Source organism: Pseudomonas azotoformans (genome assembly GCF_900103345.1).
Lineage (GTDB): Bacteria > Pseudomonadota > Gammaproteobacteria > Pseudomonadales > Pseudomonadaceae > Aquipseudomonas > Aquipseudomonas azotoformans.
This window is the reverse complement of sequence record NZ_LT629702.1, coordinates 1695684-1712119: the sequence shown is the minus strand read 5'-3', so window position 1 is coordinate 1712119 and position 16436 is coordinate 1695684. Positions and strand designations below refer to the sequence as shown.

The window sequence follows — 16436 nt, the reverse complement described above, 5'->3', positions numbered from 1 at the left end:
GAGGCCGCGCCGATGTGCTGGATCAGTTGGCGGATCGCCGCGAGGAACTTGTTGAACCAGCCGGCCAGTTCGGCGGTTTCATCCTTGCCCTGTACGTGCAGCTCGTGGCGCAAGTCGCCTTCGCCCTGGGCGATGGACTGCAACCCGGTGCTGACCTGGCCGATGGGCTTGACGATGACCTTGGAGAACGCCGCCGCGATCAGCCCGAAGATCAGCACCAGCACGCCGACGATGATCGCGGTGAGGTAGGTCATGCGCGTGGCTTCAGCCATGACTTCGCGGTGTTCGATCAGGCCGATGTAGCGCCAGCCGAGGCCGGGGGAGGTCCACACGTTGGCCATGTAGCGCACGCCGTCGATCACCACTTCGGTGGAGCCTTGGGGCGTGTCGGCCAATTGCGCATACGGCGCGCCCAGGTCCTTGAGCGGCTTGAAGCTGTGGGCAGCGTCACGCGGGTCCACCAGCACCACGCCGTCTTCGATCAGCATCACGTAGCCGCTTTCGCCCAGCTTGATGCTCTTGACCAGCTCGGTGAGGTTTTTCAGCGACACGCTGACCACGAACACGCCCTTGGCCTTGCCGTTCTCCAGCATCGCCCGGGCGGTGCCCACCAGTGCTACATCGTCCTTGTCATAGTAATACGCCGGGGTGCGCACGGTCTTGCCGGGGCTGGCCATGGCCGCCTTGTACCAGGGGCGGGTGCGCGGGTCGTACTTGGCCAGTTGCGGGTCATCCGGCCATTTGGCGTAGGTGCCGTCTTCCAGGCCGATGGACAGGATCGCCGCCGCCGGGTGCGTGGCGCCGAAGCGCGCGAAGCGTTCGATCACGGCTTGCGCCTCGGCCGGCAGCGGCTGGCTGGCGGCATCGGCGGCCTGGTAGTTCTTCAGGCTACTGACGGAAGTGTATACAGGATCCGTTGCCATCTGATCGACGTTTTGTAACGTGCCATCGAAGAACTGGCGAATGTTGCCATCGATCTGGCGGATCTCCCGGGTACTGCCATCGATGAACTGATCCACCGCCTGGGTCCGTGTGTTCATGACCGAAATCACGGCCACCAGGCTTACTGGAATAAATGCAACGGAGACAAATGCCAGGACCAGCTTATTTTTTATTTTCATCGAGACGACCATCAGCGTGAAGGGCGGCCAAATCGCCGCGCTCCCTGATCAGGATTGAGGCGATTTGCTATCACTGCTGTTTCGGCCTGGTATCGGTAAATCTTTAGGGTTTTTTGTACACAATACAAAGTGCATATTGTTCTGTATCCAATCAGTACACATCACGCAGATAACGCTTCTGTTCGCTCAACTGCCGCCAGTACTCCACGGCGCCTTCCACGCCAAGCCCGCCGTGGGTTTGCGCGATCTGGCGCAAGGCCTGGTCGACGTCTCTGGCCATGTGGCTGGCATCGCCGCAGATGTACAGCCTGGCGCCGTCCTGTAGCCAGCGCCACAGCTCGGCCCCCTGTTCGCGGAGGCGGTCCTGTACATAGACCTTCTGCGCCTGGTCACGGGAGAACGCCAGGCTCAGGTGGGTGAGCAGGCCATCGCGCTGCATACCTTGCAATTCATCCTGGTAGTAGAAGTCGCTGGCGGCGTGCTGTTCGCCGAAGAACAGCCAGTTGCGCCCCTGATGACCCAGCGCCCGGCGCTCCTGCAAGAACCCACGGAACGGCGCGATGCCAGTGCCGGGGCCGATCATGATCATCGGCACCTCGCCATCGCTGGGCGTGCGGAAGTGTTTCGACGGCTGCACGAACAGCGGCACTTCCCCGTCACCGACGCGGTCGGCGAGGAAGGTAGACGACACGCCTTTGCGTTTGCCATAACGCACAGCGGCCACGGTGAGGTGTACCTCCTGCGGGTAGGCCTTGGCGCTGGAGGCGATGGAATACAAGCGTGGTTGCAGGCGCTTGAGGGTGCCTAGCAATTCATCCGCCGAGCAGTCGATGGGGTATTCCTGCAGCACGTCCGCCAGCTGCCGGCCCCACAGCCAGTCATTGAGTGCGGCCTTGTGCTCGGGGTTGAGCAACTGCTTGAGGCCTGGGTCGGCGCTGCGCTCCGCGATAAAGGCCAGGGTGTCGCTGCTGGGCCGGGCGATTTCAAAATGCTGGGTGAGGGCCTGTTGCAACGGCACGTCGCCGAAGGTGTCGATGTTCACGCTGGCGTTGGCGCTCAGGCGGGTGAGGTCGAGCAGTTCGCCGACCAATTCGGGGCAGTTGCGTGGCCGTATGCCCAGGGCATCCCCGGCTTCATAGGTCAGGCCGGAGTCGGCCAGGTCCAGGGCGAACTGGCGGGTTTCCTTGTGCGCGCTGTGCGGGTTGAGGTGGCGGTTGAGCAAAAGGCGTGAGCCGTACAGCTTGGTTTTACCGGCGGGGGTGGCCGGTGCCATCGGCTTTGCCGGGTTGAGGGTCTGCTGGAATCGGGTCAGCCAGGCATCGGCAGCGGCTTCGAATTCAGTGTCGCAGTCCACCCGTTCCAGCAGGCGGGTTGCCCCCAGTTCCAGCAGGCGCCGGTCGAGTTGCTTGCCGTGGTTGCAGAACTGGTCGTAGTTCGGATCGCCCAAGGCCAATACCGCAAAGCGCAACGACTCCAGGCGGGTCTCGGTGGTGCGCAGGCTGTGCCAGAAACCTTCGCCGTTGTCGGGCGGGTCGCCGTCGCCAAAGGTACTGCTGATCAGCGCCAGGGTGTGGGTGCTTGCCAGCTTGCTCGCGGGGAAATCCGCCATCGCGCTCAGTTCTACGGTGATGCCTGTTTCGCGCAGGCGCTTGGCAAAGCGTTCGGCCAAGGCTTCGGCGTTGCCGGTCTGCGAGGCCCACAGCAGGGTGACGGCCGGGGACGGCGCAGCGATGGATTCTGTAGGGCTGAACAAGCCGGCGAGCAAGCCGTTCAGCCAGAGGCGAGCGGCATCCGCCAGCGGCGCAGTTGCCGGCAGGGTCGGTACGCCAAAGCCCTGGCGTGCGGCGCTGCTGTGCAGGCCGCTGAGGAAACCGGCGAGGTAGGTGCGTTCGCTGTCGCTCAGGGCCGGTGGCGATAGGTGACGGATGCCAGTGATGTCAGCGAAGGCGTCGAGGCGCGACATGGCGGTGTCCTCTGCTACGGGGGAAGGGCGGTCGAGGAACTGGTGGTCGATCAGCTCGACGCGGCTGAGGGCGACGGCGCAGCACTTGAACTCCGGCTGCAAGGAAATCGGGTCCACCGCATCATGGGTCACCGCGTTGATCGCCAGGTGTTCACCGAACACGTCGTTCCAGTGGAACGGCGCAAAACAGTTGCCCGGCTGCACGCGGTCGGTGACCACGGCGGGCAGCACGGCGTGGCCGCGCAGGGAGCGTATTTCGACCCGGTCCTTGTCCTTGATGCCCAGGCGGGCGGCGTCTTCGGGGTGCAGTTCGACGAAGGGGCCGGGGTTGAGTTTGTTCAGGGTGGCGACCTTGCCGGTCTTGGTCAGGGTGTGCCACTGGTGCTGCACGCGGCCGGTGTTGAGCACGAAGGGAAACGCGTCGTCGGGCATCTCGGCAGGCGGCATATGCGGGCGGGCGAAGAACCGCGCCTTGGCGTTTTCGGTGGCAAAGCTGAGGGTGCCGCTGTGGCGGTAGCGGATCGGGTTGCGGTCTGCGCCGTCAACGGATGCGCAGGGCCATTGCACGGGGTTTTCACGCAGGCGCGGGTAGCTGGCGCCACGGATGTCGTAGCCGGTCTTGGGGTTCCAGGCCTGTTTGATTTCTTCAAAAACCTCGGCGGCGCAGGCATAGGTGAAGGCCTCGGCAAAGCCCATCTCACAGGCGACCCGGGCGATGATCTGCCAGTCGGGCAGGGTCTCGCCGGGGGCGTCCACGGCTTTTTGCATGAGGGTCAGGTTGCGCTCGGAGTTGATCATCACGCCTTCGGCCTCGGCCCACAGTGCGCCGGGCAACAGGATGTCGGCGTAGCGGTTGGTCTCGGTGTCGAGGAAGGCGTCCTGGCTGATCACCAGCTCGGCGGTTTGCAGGCCGTTGATCACGGTTTGCCGGTTGGGCACGCTGGCCACGGGGTTGGTGCAGATGATCCAGCAGGCCTTGATCTGTCCGGCGGCCATTTGCTCGAACATCGCCACGGTGCCGCTGCCGGCCTGGCGCGGCAGGCTGTCGTGGGGGATTTGCCACAGGTCCTCGATAAAGGCGCGGTCCGCGTCCACCAGTACCGAACGCTGCCCCGGCAGGCCCGGGCCCATGTAGCCCATCTCGCGCCCGCCCATGGCATTGGGTTGGCCGGTGAGGGAAAACGGCCCGCTGCCCGTGCGGCAGATGGCGCCGGTGGCCAGGTGCAGGTTGCACAGCGCGTTGGTGTTCCAGGTGCCGTGGGTGCTCTGGTTGAGGCCCATGGTCCAGCAGCTCATCCACTCGGCGGCTTGGCCGATCCAGTCGGCGGCTTGGCGGATATCGGCTTCGGCGAGGCCGGTGATGGCGGCGATGTGCTCGGGGCAATAGTCCTCCAGAAATGGCGGCATCGCTTCCCAGCCTTCGGTGAAATTCGCGATGAAGGCAGGGTCGGTATGGCCTTTTTTCACCAGCAGGTGCAGCAGGCCATTGAGCAACGCCAAGTCGGTGCCGGGCTTTATCGGCAGGAACAGGTCGGCCTTGTCCGCCGTGGCGCTGCGCCGGGGGTCGACCACAATCAGCTTCGCCCCGGCCTTGACCCGGTCCATCATGCGCAGGAACAGGATGGGGTGACAGTCGGCCATGTTCGCGCCGATCACGAAGAACAGGTCGGCGCGGTCGAAGTCTTCATAGGAGCCTGGTGGGCCGTCGGAACCGAGGGACAGTTTGTAGCCACTGCCGGCGCTGGCCATACACAGGCGCGAGTTGGACTCGATGTTGGCGGTGCGCACAAAACCCTTGGCCAATTTGTTGATCAGGTACTGGGACTCCAGCGACATCTGCCCTGATACATAGAAGGCCAGCGCGTCCGGGCCGTGTGTGTCGAGGGTCTGGCGCAGGCGCCGGGCGGTTTCGCTGATGGCCTTGTCCATGCCGAGGCGTACGGGGTCATGGTCGCGGGCCTGGCGCACATAGGCGTTCTCCATGCGGCCGGATTCGGCGATGGCCTGGCCGCAGGTGGTGCCCTTGGTGCACAGGCGCCCGAAGTTGGTGGGGTGGGCCTTGTCGCCGATCACCTTGACCACCTTGTTGTACTCGACCTGCAGGATGATGCCGCAGCCCACGCCACAATAGGGACACACACTGCGTATGTTTTGCTTGGCCATCTGAAACCCGTATAAACAAAAAAGGCGCCTTGTAACCCTCCGTTCAGAACGGGGGTTACACGGCGCCTTTGTCGTGAGAGGGCAGTCTGCGTTGACTGCCTGGTTGGCGTATCCCTAGCAAGCCACGCGCCAGTTCTGCACCGGCCCTCTGTAGGAGCGAGCTTGCTCGCGAGAATCGTCAACGATGACGCGGGGCGCCTGGCGGTATGCGGTGTTCTTGCGTTTTTCGCGAGCAAGCTCGCTCCTACAGAGGGTGTGCACGTTTATGAAGCGTGGCGCACCAGTTGGAGGCGCTGAGCGGGGGTGTTTGCGCAGTTGACGAGCGTCCGGGACCTCCGCAGTGGGCTATCAGAGGCTTGGCACAGACCCTGCAAGCCCCCCTGCAACCCACCTCGGTCAACGACGATCGACAACCAGGGCAATAGCGGTGAATCCGGCGCAGTCGCCTGATCCAAACCCGCACAAGAACAGGCAAAGACGCCTGGAACCGCAAGGTTTCAGGCGTTTTTTTTTTGCTTTTTAAACCGTGATGAGCTTTGTCAGGTGATTTATATGAACAGTCTCAAAACCCTGATCGTCGTCGGCAATGGCATGGTCGGCCACCACTGTGTGGCGCAACTGATCGAACGCGGCGCGCTGGATCACTACCGTTTGCATGTGTTCAGCGAGGAGCCGATGCGCGCCTATGACCGGGTGCATCTGTCCGAGTATTTCACCGGGCGCGATGCCGAGTCGCTGGCGCTGTCGGACGCTGCGCTATACCAGACGCCGGGGGTGACCCTGCACCTGGGCGTGCCGGTGCTGGAGATCGACCGCGCCCGCTGTGAGGTGATCACCGCCAACGGCTGCGTGCCCTACGACAAGCTGGTGCTGGCCACCGGCTCCTATCCGTTCGTGCCGCCAATCGAAGGCGCCGAGGGCGACTCGCGCCTGGTGTATCGCACCCTGGAAGACCTGGATGCGATCCGCAAGGCCGCCGCCAATGCCCGACGCGGCGTGGTGGTGGGCGGTGGCCTGCTGGGCCTGGAAGCCGCCAACGCGCTGAAAAGCCTGGGCCTTGAAGCCCACGTGGTGGAATTCGCGCCGCGCTTGATGCCGGTGCAACTGGATGACTTCGGCGGCCTGGCGCTCAAGGCGCAGATCGAGCGGCTGGGCGTGGGCGTGCATTTGTCCCGTGCGACCCAGTCGATCAGCGCCGGCGAGCAGTACCGCTACCGCATGAACTTTGCCAATGACGAATTCCTCGAAGCCGACCTGGTCGTGTTCTCCGCCGGCATCCGCGCCCAGGACGCACTGGCCCGCCAGGCCGGCCTGGACATCGGCCCGCGTGGCGGCGTGGTGATCAACGACGAATGCCTGAGCTGCGACCCGAATATCTACGCGATTGGCGAATGCGCTTCCTGGAACGGCAGCCTGTTTGGCCTGGTCGCGCCGGGCTACCAGATGGCTCGGGGCGTCGCCGCGCTGCTCTGCGCGCAAACCGCCGAGCCGTTTGTGGGCGCCGACATGTCGACCAAGCTCAAGTTGCTTGGCGTGGACGTAGGTTCCATCGGCGATGCCCATGCCCACACGCCTGGCGCGCGCAGCTATCAATTCATCGACGAGGCCAGCGCGAGCTACCGCCGCCTGGTGGTGGATGCTTCGGGCAAGCAGGTGATCGGTGCGGTGCTGGTGGGCGACAATAGCTACTACGACACCCTGCTGCAATACATGCAGAACGGCATCGCACTGCCGTCCGAACCGGCCAGCCTGATCCTGCCATCCTCCAGCGGCACACCCACCCTCGGCCCCGGTGCGCTGCCGGAGTCGGCTACTGTGTGCTCTTGCCATAACGTGACTAAAGGCGCGATCTGCTCGGCCATCGACGGCGGTTGCAGCGACCTCGGCCTGCTCAAGTCCCAGACCAAGGCCTGCACCGGTTGCGGTGGCTGCGCCGGGTTGCTCAAGCAGGTGTTCGAACATGAACTGATTGCGCGTGGCGGGAGTGTGGACAAGAGCCTGTGCGAACACTTCGCCTACACCCGCCAGGAGCTGTACGCGCTGGTGCGGGTGGAAGGCATCATCACCTTCGACGAACTACTGACCAAACATGGCCGTGGCCATACCGGTTGCGACGTGTGCAAGCCGGCGGTGGGTTCGATCCTGGCGTCGTGCTGGAACCAGCCGATCATGGACGCCTCCCTGGTGCCATTGCAGGACACCAACGATACATTCATGGCCAACATGCAGAAGAACGGCACCTACTCGGTGGTGCCGCGTATTCCAGGCGGCGAGATCACCGCAGAAAAACTCATCGTGATCGGTGAAGTGGCGAAGAAATATGACCTCTACACCAAGATCACCGGCGGCCAGCGCATTGACTTGTTCGGTGCACAGCTTCACGAGTTGCCGGATATCTGGGGCGAGTTGATCGCGGCGGGTTTCGAGACCGGGCATGCGTATGGCAAGTCCACGCGCACGGTGAAGTCCTGCGTGGGTAGCACCTGGTGCCGCTACGGGGTGCAGGACAGCGTGAAAATGGCGCTGCTGATCGAGGATCGCTACAAGGGCCTGCGTTCGCCGCACAAGCTCAAGTTTGCGGTGTCCGGCTGCACCCGCGAGTGCGCCGAAGCCCAGAGCAAGGACGTGGGCGTGATCGCCACCGAGAAGGGCTGGAACCTCTACATCGCCGGCAACGGCGGCATGCGTCCGCGCCACGCCGAGCTGTTTGCCACCGACCTGGATGACGCCACGCTGATCCGCTACATCGACCGCTTCCTGATGTTCTACATCCGCACCGCCGACAAGCTGCAGCGCACCTCGGTGTGGCGCGAGAGCCTGGAAGGCGGCCTGGATTTCCTCAAGGACGTGATCCAGCACGACAGCCTGGGCCTGGGCGCCGAACTCGAAGCGCAGATGCAACTGGTGGTCGACCGCTACGAATGCGAGTGGGCCAACGCCCTCAAGGACCCGGAAAAACTCAAGCGCTTCCGCACCTTCGTCAACGACAAACGCCCCGACCCGGACATCCACTTTGTCCAGGAACGTGGCCAGCGCCGGCCGATCATGGCTGCTGAACTCAACCTGATTGCCGTCACCGAGGAGATTGCCTGATGAACCAAGCCAATACCCAACGCCACCTGGCCACCTGGACGCAGGTGTGCCGCGAGCAAGACCTGGTGCGCGACTCCGGCGTGGTGGTGTGGCTGGACGGCGCGCAAGTCGCGCTGTTCTACCTGCCGGGCGCGCAGGTGCAGACGCTGTATGCCATCGACAATCATGACCCGGAGTCCGGGGCGAATGTGATCGGTCGCGGTTTGATCGGCAGCATCAAGGGTGAGCTGGTGGTGGCGGCGCCGATCTACAAGCAGCATTACCGGCTGGAGGATGGGCAGTGCCTGGAGATGTCGGAGCAGCGGTTACGGGTGTGGCCGGTGCGGTTGAACGGCGGGGTGGTGGAGTTGGCGTTGGATTGATGCCGTGCACGGGTGTTTGTGGTGAGTCGAATTCCTGTGGCAAGCGGGCTTGTTGTGGTGAGCGGGCTTGCCCCGCGTTGGGCTGCGCAGCAGCCCCAATCCCAACACCTCGGTCTACCTGAAACAGCGATTTGGCCCTGAGAGGGGGGCCGCTTCGCGCCCCAACGCGGGGCAAGCCCGCTCGCCACAGTCAGCCCGTTCACCTCAGAAAGCCTCACCAGCCCCGGGAAAAAGTGGATGGCCTCAGGAAATCCCGTTCGTCGCACGCACGGAGTCCTCCTTGATATCCTCGGCAAACTTGCGCATCAACCGCACCAGATTGTCGAAATCGCCTTCCTCCCAGGTGGAGAAGATCGACACGCCGATCCTCTCCCGCGCGTCATCGACGCGGTCGGTCATGGCCTTGCCTTTCTCGGTGATCACCGACTCGCGCACGCGCCGGTCGAGTGCGCTTGCCTGGCGTAGGACCAGGCCGAGGCTTTCCAGCTTCGCCACCTGGCGACTTACGGTGGTGTAGTCGCGGCCCACGCGGTCGGCCAGTTCAACCACGCCAATTGGCCCCAGGCGCTCCACCAGCACCAGCAACGGAAACAGGGCGCGGTCCAGGGAAATCCCGGCCTCGCGCACCATTGCCTCGTCGCGTTGCGGGCGGTTCATCACCCCGACGATTTCAACCAGCGAGCCATGCAGGTCACGCAGCTGGGCGGATATATGTGCACTTTGCACATTTTTAATTGACACGGTGTTCGCCTCTCTTAATATGTGCGTATTGCACATATAGGTGATCCAGTATGAAAGCGCAATCGGCTGTCGATGTACTGATTTGTGGTGCCGGTGCCGCCGGCCTGACCTTGGCGATCGACCTGGCGAGAAGGGGCATCACCTTTTGCCTGATCGAAAAAAATCCCCGGCCTTTCCATGGCTCGCGTGGCAAGGGCATCCAGCCCAGGTCCCAGGAGGTCTTCGAAGACCTGGGGATTCTCGACCGTTTGATGGCGGTGGGTGGAGTCTATCCGACTGACCGGCGCTACCGCGACGACGGCAGCTACAGCGATGCCGAATTCACCGCATCCAAGGCGCCGACACCGGCCGAGCCCTACCAACATCCTTTGATGGTGCCGCAGTTTCTGACGGAACAGGTGATGCGCGAGCGCCTGCTTGAGCTGGGCCACCGGCCTGAGTTCGGTTGTGAGCTGGTCGGCTTCGAACAGGACGCCGACGGCGTCACCGCGAGGCTGGCCGGCAAGGGCGGCGACGCGAGCCTGCGTGCACGCTGGCTGGTGGGGGCCGATGGCGGTCGCAGCTTCGTCCGGCATGCGCTGGCTATCGGCTTCCCCGGCAAGACCCTGGGTGTGCGTGCGCTGGTGGCGGATGGGGTGCTTACCGGCCTGACGCGTGAGGCGTGGCACCGCTTTGGCGAAGGGGATATGCAACGCCAGATTGCGATCTGCCCGCTGGCCGGCACCGACCTGTTCCAGCTTCAGGGGCCGATCCCGGCCGATGGCGACATCGACTTCAGCGCCGAAGGGCTCACTGCACTGATCGCCGAACGCACCGGGCGCGCCGATATCCAGATGCACAGCGTGAGCTGGTCATCGGCCTACACCATGAATGCACGCCTGGCCGATCACTACCGCCGGGGCCGGGTGCTGCTGGTGGGCGACGCCGCGCATATCCACCCGCCCACCGGTGGCCAGGGCCTCAACACCAGTGTGCAGGACGCCTACAACCTCGGCTGGAAGCTGGCGGCGGTGGTGCAGGGCGCACCTGAGGCTTTACTCGATACCTATGAAGAAGAGCGCCGGCCGGTGGCTGCCTCCGTGCTCGGTTTGTCCACCAGACTGCTGGGCGAAATGCAGCACGGCGAACTGCGACGGGGCAGGGAAGTGCACCAACTGGACATCGGCTACCCCGAGTCCTCACTGGCGTTGCAGCACCTCGTGCGTAGCGGCATTGCAGCGGGCGACCGCGCGCCGGACGCGCTGCTGCGAGGTGCCGCCGGGCAGGCGTTGTGGCTGTTCCATCTGTTCAGAGGTACGCACTGGACGCTGCTGGGGTATGGCGCAACGCGTGATTCAGTGCCGGCTCGGCTGGGCGTGCAGGTCCATATCGTTGGACCGGAGGGGGACGTGATTGACCATCAGGGTCAGTTTCAACGTGCCTACCAACTGGCGATTGGCGAGTGGGTGCTGGTGCGGCCTGATGGGTACATCGGCGCGATAGTTTCGTCAGCCAATATCGATGTGCTGGACGCGTACCTTCAGCGGGTTTTGCAGAGCGCCCACGGCTGATGTTGCGGGTCGCGGTATGCAGGCCATGCGCATGGGTTGATTCCAGGGCTTGAGGTCGCGTTAAGATGCCGCCTGGACCTCATCTCGACCAAGGATTTTGCATGGCGCTTATCACCGAACGCGTAGCACAGGCCCGCAACGGCACCAACGACAAGGTCATCTGCCGCATGGCCTCGGGCTGGGCGGTGATGGGCGATGTGCAGTTCCTGCCCGGTTACTGCCTGTTGTTGCCGGACCCGGTGGTTGCCAGCCTCAATGACCTGGATACCGAGGCGCGTACCCTCTACCTGCTGGACATGGCGCGCCTGGGCGACGCGGTGTTGCAGGCCACCGGTGCACTGCGCATGAACTACGAGATCCTGGGCAATTCGGAGCCGGAACTGCACTGCCATTTGTTCCCGCGCTACGCCTCGGAACCGGATGATAAACGCCGGATGCCAGTGTGGTTTTATGATTGGAAGAATGCGCTGCCTTACGCAGAAGACCCGCATGGGGAGCTGCGTAAGGCCATCGCACAACGCTTGAACGCCTGACGCGGTCAGCCCGCGATAGCGTAATCAAACCCACGTTTCAAGGAAGGCATAAAATAATGCGCGAGCGAAAGGCCGCACGGCTACTGGTGATCAGCCCCTCACACGCAGTGCTGCTGTTCAGATTCGTACATAAAGACGGGGCACTGGCCGGGCAAAATTACTGGGCGACCCCGGGCGGAGGTGTTGAGGCCGGAGAAACCTTCGAGGCGGCTGCGATACGTGAGCTGCGCGAAGAAACCGGCATAGAGGTAGAGGCCGTTGCAGCGCCTGTAGGGGATCGCCGCGTGACGTTGATGTTGCCCTGTGGCGAAACAGTGTTGGCCATCGAACAGTATTTTGTGGTTCAGGCGCCCAATGAGGCGCTGTCAAAAGCCGAATGGACTGTGCATGAGACACAGGTGATGGCCGACCATCGCTGGTGGTCCGCCGCTGAACTTCGAACAACAGAAGAAACGGTGTGGCCGGAGGGACTCTTGGAAATGCTTCAGGATGCGGGCGTCAGCCCTTGAACGAATCGACTGGAACGGCAGGGTTCAAGCGCATCGAAGAGGGTGTTGTCCATGATCTCTTCACTGGCCAGCCGGCTCACCACGCGTGCCAGTACCACGCCTGGGTGCATGGCGCACACGTAGACTCCACCGACGGTTGGCAGGTAGCCGATGATGGGGATGCTATCCGCTGGAGTCGGGCGAAGCCCCACGTGGGTGATTGGCGGCCCGAGTGGGCCAAATGGTAGGCCACGGATGCGCCGACGATACCCGCGCCAATCACCACGATTCGCTTGCCGGTCTCATGCGTCATGCTCACAACCCATCGAGGATTTCAGTGGTCTCCAAAACCCCGGCATAGTCCATCGCCAGGTTGCTCAGGGACAACCCATGCACATCCTCGGCTGGCCACAGGCGCCCGGACAAGTCGGTTTGATCGAAGGTGTAGCAGGCGTCGGCAACCACCGTCACCTCAAAACCGAGGTTGCCGCCCGAACGTGCCGTGGACTCGACCGAGTTGTTGGTGATCACGCCGACGATCACCAGTTGGCGGATCCCACGCGCATGCAACCAGCGCTCCAGCCCCGTGGCCGTGAAGGCATCCGGAACGTTCTTCTCCACCACATGCTCATGCGCCAGCGGTTGCAGCGCCGGCTGGAACTCGCAACCCGGCTGGCCCGGCCAGAACACCGAGTCGGGCGAGCGGGACATGTGGCGGATATGCACCACTGGGCAGTTGGACTGCCGCCACGCCTGCAGCAGGCGCAGTATCTGCGCTTCGGCGCCGGGGTTGTTGCGGCGGCCAAGCTTCGGCTGGTTCATGCCTTGCTGCATGTCGATGATCAGCAGTGCGGCGTTGCTGGCTAACGTTGGCATGGCGTATCCCTTTGCTCGTGAGGCTCGCAACATATCAGCCAACCTGTGGGCCCAGACAGCGATTTGTTCGATGCCGGATAGCCCCGTCGCCACCCGGCGAATATAAACGGTCATGAGGCGTGGGTTTACTGGAAGGCCATTGCTCGAAAAAGGAATACCGACATGATCCGCAAGGCATTACCCGACGACGCAAGGGCCATTGCCCAGGTGCATATCAGCAGTTGGCAGGACGCCTATCGTGACCTGATGCCTGCCGAGTATTTGAGCGGGCTGCAAGCCACCCTGGCGCAGCGTGAGTCCTTTTGGATGCGCTCGATTGAAGCGGACGAGTCCAAGGTTTGGGTCGCGGAGGTGGGCGGGCAGGTGGTCGGTTGGATATCGGTCGGTGCCAGCCGTGACGAGGAGGCTGCGGGTACCAACACCGGTGAGGTCATGGCCATCTATGTGCTGGCCGGGTACTGGCAAACCGGCGTTGGGCTGGCGTTATGGAGGGTGGGCGTCGAGTATCTGAGCGAACAGGGCTATCAGGGTCTGACGCTTTGGGTGTTGAGCCGTAATGAACGAGCTATACGGTTTTATCGCCGGGCAGGGTGTGTCGCGGAGCCAGGCACTGAGCGTAACCTCGTGAGGGGCGGTGCAACACTGGAAGAAGTCAGGTATCGGTTGGCTTTTGCTGCATCATACGGAGTACACCCTGAGGTCAATCATTGAGTAGTCGAGAAGTGAAATACCCTTCGTTCGAAAACAGATCAAGAAAGATCGCGATCACGTTGGTCGCGTTTGCGCTGCTTGGGGGGTGGATCGTTTATATGCTCTGGGCGTCGCGTATCGGCCTGCGGACCGTTTTGATGCCGTCGATCCCTGAGTGGACGACCTATATCGCTATCGGTTGTGTCGTTGGACTGGTTTTCGCTTGCAGGGGCATCTTGCGTGGCGGGGGCGGGAGAACACTGAAAAGCGCCATGGACGCTTTTTTTGGCTGGTTTTGCGTCGGTTTTGCTTGCTCCATACAAGGGTATGATGTCGCTGCTTACTTATTGCCGGGAGATACCGTTCACTATGAGTCAGCCTATGAAATCTCTTTCCCTGGGCCCGCGCTGGGAAAGCTGAGCCGTTGTGAGGCTGGCCTGTGGATCAAGGATGTGACTACCGAGCGCTGGATTCAACTGTGCACGAATAAAGCGGATTTGAATGATCAGATACAGCGGGGCATGACGGCGGTGCGGGTAACGGCCCACGCTAACAAGATCGGTTCTTACATCGTTGGGTATCAATTTATTTATCAATAAAACAATGGTCTGAATCTGCACAACAGGGAGACGTCCATGACGGACCATGAATTTGAAGCTTTTTTGGCGCAGGTGATGGATGAGCTGTCGCAAAAACAAACGGAGTTGAGCCGGGTGTATGGGCTGGGCGAAATGGCCCGCTGGTGGTTCGAACAATCCACGGGGGGTGTCCAGTTCTTCGACAGCCGTGACAGGCTGGCCGTGGTGGCAGACGTCGTGAGCATCGGCAGCTACTCGGGCAAGTTCAATACCTGGAAATGGGCCTGGAGCAACCCCAGCGTAGACCCTGCCTTGCGCGAAGCAGCACTGCCACTGAAACAGCTTCAAGCCATCACCGGGTTTGACCTGTTTGGCAATGACCAGGCCTTTTCGATTCAAGACGAAAGCATGGCCTGGGAATTGACTGCCGCAGCGGTTCACCACCTCCAGGCGCAAGGCTGTTATCGGGGACCGTCCGGTCCCGAGGGGCCGACGACCTTCCTGGCGATCACATCGATACGGTCAGTTCAATGACCGTAGGGTTTTATAGGTGCTCCAAATACTCCATGGAAACCTCTCCACCCGTGTAGGGGCCGTCATCACTGCAATCCATGGCAGGTTCATCAAAATTAACCCATGCACTGGTAATAACGCTGTCTTTCCCAGTAATGGTTCGTTGGATTCCAGTAAATTCCACCTTGTCCTCCAAGGCTTCATTTACAGATTCTGGCGGTAGCGAAATCACTCCAACCCCGCCATTCGGCCACCACACGTGCGGCTTGATTTTTACCTTGTCGCCATCTTTGAAATGCATTTTCTTTCCGGCCATGTTGCCGGCATTGATGTTTCATTCAACGTTTGATTTAAAGGTCTCGTTTGCTCGATAAGGTGCTCGAGCAAAGTCGCCCGAGACACTACTCGACTCACAGCGAACCTGTCTATCGCGAGTGGGCAGAGAGCGAACCGTTACTCGGCACCAGGTACTTGCCTCAGTTAGCGACGTCCTTAGTCGCTACGCCAGGTTTGACGGCAGAACCAACACCCGACTCACGCAGCGACCAGCGCCCGTTGAGTACGGCGTACGCCCCCAGGCCAATCAACAATCCCCAGAACGCCCCACCGATGCCAAACACCGTGATGTTGGCGGCGCAGGCCAGGAAGGTGATCAGTGACGCTTCGCGGGATTGACTGTCGGCCATGGCGCTGGCGATGCTGGCGCCGATCGTGCCCAGCAAGGCCAGGCCGGCCAGAGTCGTGATGAACGTTGCCGGGAGCACCATGAACACCGCTGCAAGGGTGACCCCGAAAATCCCGATCACGAGGTAGCACACGCCCGCTGCAACCCCGGCGATCCAGCGCTTGGACGGATCTTGCGCAGCTTCCTTGCCGGTGCAAATGGCGGCCGTAATCGCCGCGAGGTTAAACGCGTGGGAGCCGAAGGGCGCCATGAGCAATGAACCCAGCCCGGTGACGGTCAGAATCGGATTGGCACGGGTGCTGAAACCATCGTTGCGAAGCACCAGCATGCCTGGCATGTACTGGCCGGTGAGGGTGATCAGGAACAACGGCAGCGCGACACTGAGCAGGGCATTCAACGAGAACTCAGGCTGGGTGAAGACCGGGACCGCGAACTGCAACGCCAGCCCCGAAAAATCCACACGCCCCTGAGTCAGCAAAAACGCCATCCCCAGCACCAGTATGCCCACCACCGCATAGCGTGCGGTAAAGCGCTTGAGTACCACGTAAGCGGCAATCAGCAGCCCGACCAATACCGGGTCGACGCTCATACCGCCGAACGCGCCGATACCGAATTTCAGCAGGATACCGGCCAACAATCCTGCGGCCACGCCAGGGGGAATCAGGCGGATGACTTTTTCGAACTGCCCTGACAAACCCAGCAGCACGAAGGCGGCCGCGGAAAGGATGTACGCACCAATCGCTTCGGCATAGGGCGTGGTTCCGAGTGCCACCACCAGAAACGCCGCCGCAGGTGTCGACCAGGCGGTGATGATCGGTTCACGGGTCAGCCAACTGAGAATGAGCCCGGTAATGCCCACGCCGATGGATACCGACCACACCCACGAAGCCGTGAGCTCAGGGCTCAAGCCGGCAACCTTGGCGGCCTGGAAAATCAGAATGAACGTGCCGCCATAGTTGACGATGACTGAAATCAGCCCAGCGACAATCGGATGGATAAGGTCGCGTAGTCGAATGGGCGAGTGGGCGTTGGAAGAGGCCATGTTGCTTTGCTCCTTGCAAAGTCAGGTGCTTGGGGGAG

The 16436-nt window shown here is 62.1% G+C and carries 13 protein-coding genes and 3 pseudogenes; 8 read left to right on the top strand and 8 right to left on the bottom strand.

Annotation, left to right across the window (positions count from 1 at the left end):
• Positions 1-38: 38 nt before the first annotated feature.
• Positions 39-1040: pseudogene (locus BLR69_RS31490) on the bottom strand (cache domain-containing protein); the annotation flags it as partial.
• A 232-nt stretch (positions 1041-1272) separates the two neighbouring features.
• The gene (locus BLR69_RS07215) at positions 1273-5247 is read right to left on the bottom strand and encodes a bifunctional nitrate reductase/sulfite reductase flavoprotein subunit alpha (RefSeq protein WP_071495420.1); all 3975 of its coding nucleotides are present in this window, start codon (positions 5245-5247) and stop codon (positions 1273-1275) included.
• Positions 5248-5799: 552 nt separating this feature from the next.
• Here BLR69_RS07215 and nirB point away from each other — a divergent pair.
• Both nirB and nirD read left to right on the top strand, forming a co-directional pair.
• Complete coding sequence (gene nirB / locus BLR69_RS07210; RefSeq protein WP_071495421.1) at positions 5800-8340, top strand: nitrite reductase large subunit NirB; 2541 nt, start codon at positions 5800-5802, stop codon at positions 8338-8340.
• Positions 8340-8702 (top strand): nitrite reductase small subunit NirD, encoded by a 363-nt coding sequence (nirD, locus tag BLR69_RS07205; RefSeq protein WP_071495422.1) that lies wholly within the window; start codon positions 8340-8342, stop codon positions 8700-8702. Before nirB ends, nirD begins: the two co-directional genes overlap by 1 nt.
• Positions 8703-8945: 243 nt before the next feature.
• Here nirD and BLR69_RS07200 read toward each other — a convergent pair whose 3' ends face one another.
• Positions 8946-9443, bottom strand: a complete 498-nt coding sequence (locus BLR69_RS07200) for a MarR family winged helix-turn-helix transcriptional regulator (RefSeq protein ID WP_232000959.1) — start codon at positions 9441-9443, stop codon at positions 8946-8948.
• Positions 9444-9493: 50 nt separating this feature from the next.
• On the opposite strand from BLR69_RS07200, the gene BLR69_RS07195 reads away from it, so the two are divergent.
• The 3 genes from BLR69_RS07195 to BLR69_RS07185 all read left to right on the top strand — a co-directional run bounded on the left by BLR69_RS07195 (position 9494) and on the right by BLR69_RS07185 (position 12035).
• On the top strand, positions 9494-10993 hold the full coding sequence (locus tag BLR69_RS07195) for an FAD-dependent oxidoreductase (protein ID WP_071495424.1): 1500 nt from the start codon (positions 9494-9496) through the stop codon (positions 10991-10993).
• A 101-nt stretch (positions 10994-11094) separates the two neighbouring features.
• On the top strand, positions 11095-11526 hold the full coding sequence (locus BLR69_RS07190; protein WP_071495425.1) for an HIT family protein: 432 nt from the start codon (positions 11095-11097) through the stop codon (positions 11524-11526).
• Between the two features lie 56 nt (positions 11527-11582).
• The gene (locus BLR69_RS07185) at positions 11583-12035 is read left to right on the top strand and encodes an NUDIX hydrolase (protein ID WP_071495426.1); all 453 of its coding nucleotides are present in this window, start codon (positions 11583-11585) and stop codon (positions 12033-12035) included.
• Here BLR69_RS07185 and BLR69_RS31115 read toward each other — a convergent pair.
• From BLR69_RS31115 to BLR69_RS07175, 3 genes and pseudogenes are all read right to left on the bottom strand, one after another.
• A pseudogene (locus tag BLR69_RS31115) lies at positions 12011-12226 on the bottom strand (FAD-binding oxidoreductase); the annotation flags it as partial. The gene BLR69_RS07185 and the pseudogene BLR69_RS31115 overlap by 25 nt on opposite strands.
• A gap of 41 nt (positions 12227-12267) precedes the next feature.
• A pseudogene (locus BLR69_RS31485) lies at positions 12268-12327 on the bottom strand (hypothetical protein); the annotation flags it as partial.
• A gap of 2 nt (positions 12328-12329) precedes the next feature.
• A complete protein-coding gene (locus tag BLR69_RS07175; protein WP_071495427.1) occupies positions 12330-12890 on the bottom strand; it encodes a cysteine hydrolase family protein in 561 nt (186 codons plus the stop codon).
• A 162-nt stretch (positions 12891-13052) separates the two neighbouring features.
• Here BLR69_RS07175 and BLR69_RS07170 point away from each other — a divergent pair, with 162 nt between their 5' ends.
• The 3 genes from BLR69_RS07170 to BLR69_RS07160 are packed head-to-tail and all read left to right on the top strand — an operon-like array spanning position 13053 to position 14692.
• Complete coding sequence (locus BLR69_RS07170) at positions 13053-13601, top strand: GNAT family N-acetyltransferase (RefSeq protein ID WP_071495428.1); 549 nt, start codon at positions 13053-13055, stop codon at positions 13599-13601.
• An 11-nt stretch (positions 13602-13612) separates the two neighbouring features.
• Positions 13613-14179 carry a hypothetical protein gene (locus BLR69_RS07165; protein ID WP_071495429.1) on the top strand — a complete coding sequence of 189 codons (567 nt, stop codon included), beginning with the start codon at positions 13613-13615 and terminating at the stop codon, positions 14177-14179.
• A 36-nt stretch (positions 14180-14215) separates the two neighbouring features.
• Complete coding sequence (locus tag BLR69_RS07160; RefSeq protein ID WP_071495430.1) at positions 14216-14692, top strand: DUF6882 domain-containing protein; 477 nt, start codon at positions 14216-14218, stop codon at positions 14690-14692.
• Between the two features lie 10 nt (positions 14693-14702).
• Here BLR69_RS07160 and BLR69_RS07155 read toward each other — a convergent pair whose 3' ends face one another.
• Together BLR69_RS07155 and BLR69_RS07150 are read right to left on the bottom strand one after the other, a co-directional pair.
• The gene (locus tag BLR69_RS07155; protein ID WP_134434907.1) at positions 14703-14972 is read right to left on the bottom strand and encodes a hypothetical protein; all 270 of its coding nucleotides are present in this window, start codon (positions 14970-14972) and stop codon (positions 14703-14705) included.
• 175 nt (positions 14973-15147) lie between these two features.
• Positions 15148-16398: a benzoate/H(+) symporter BenE family transporter gene (locus BLR69_RS07150; protein ID WP_071495432.1), complete on the bottom strand. Its 1251-nt coding sequence runs from the start codon at positions 16396-16398 to the stop codon at positions 15148-15150.
• Between the last annotated feature and the right edge of the window lie 38 nt (positions 16399-16436).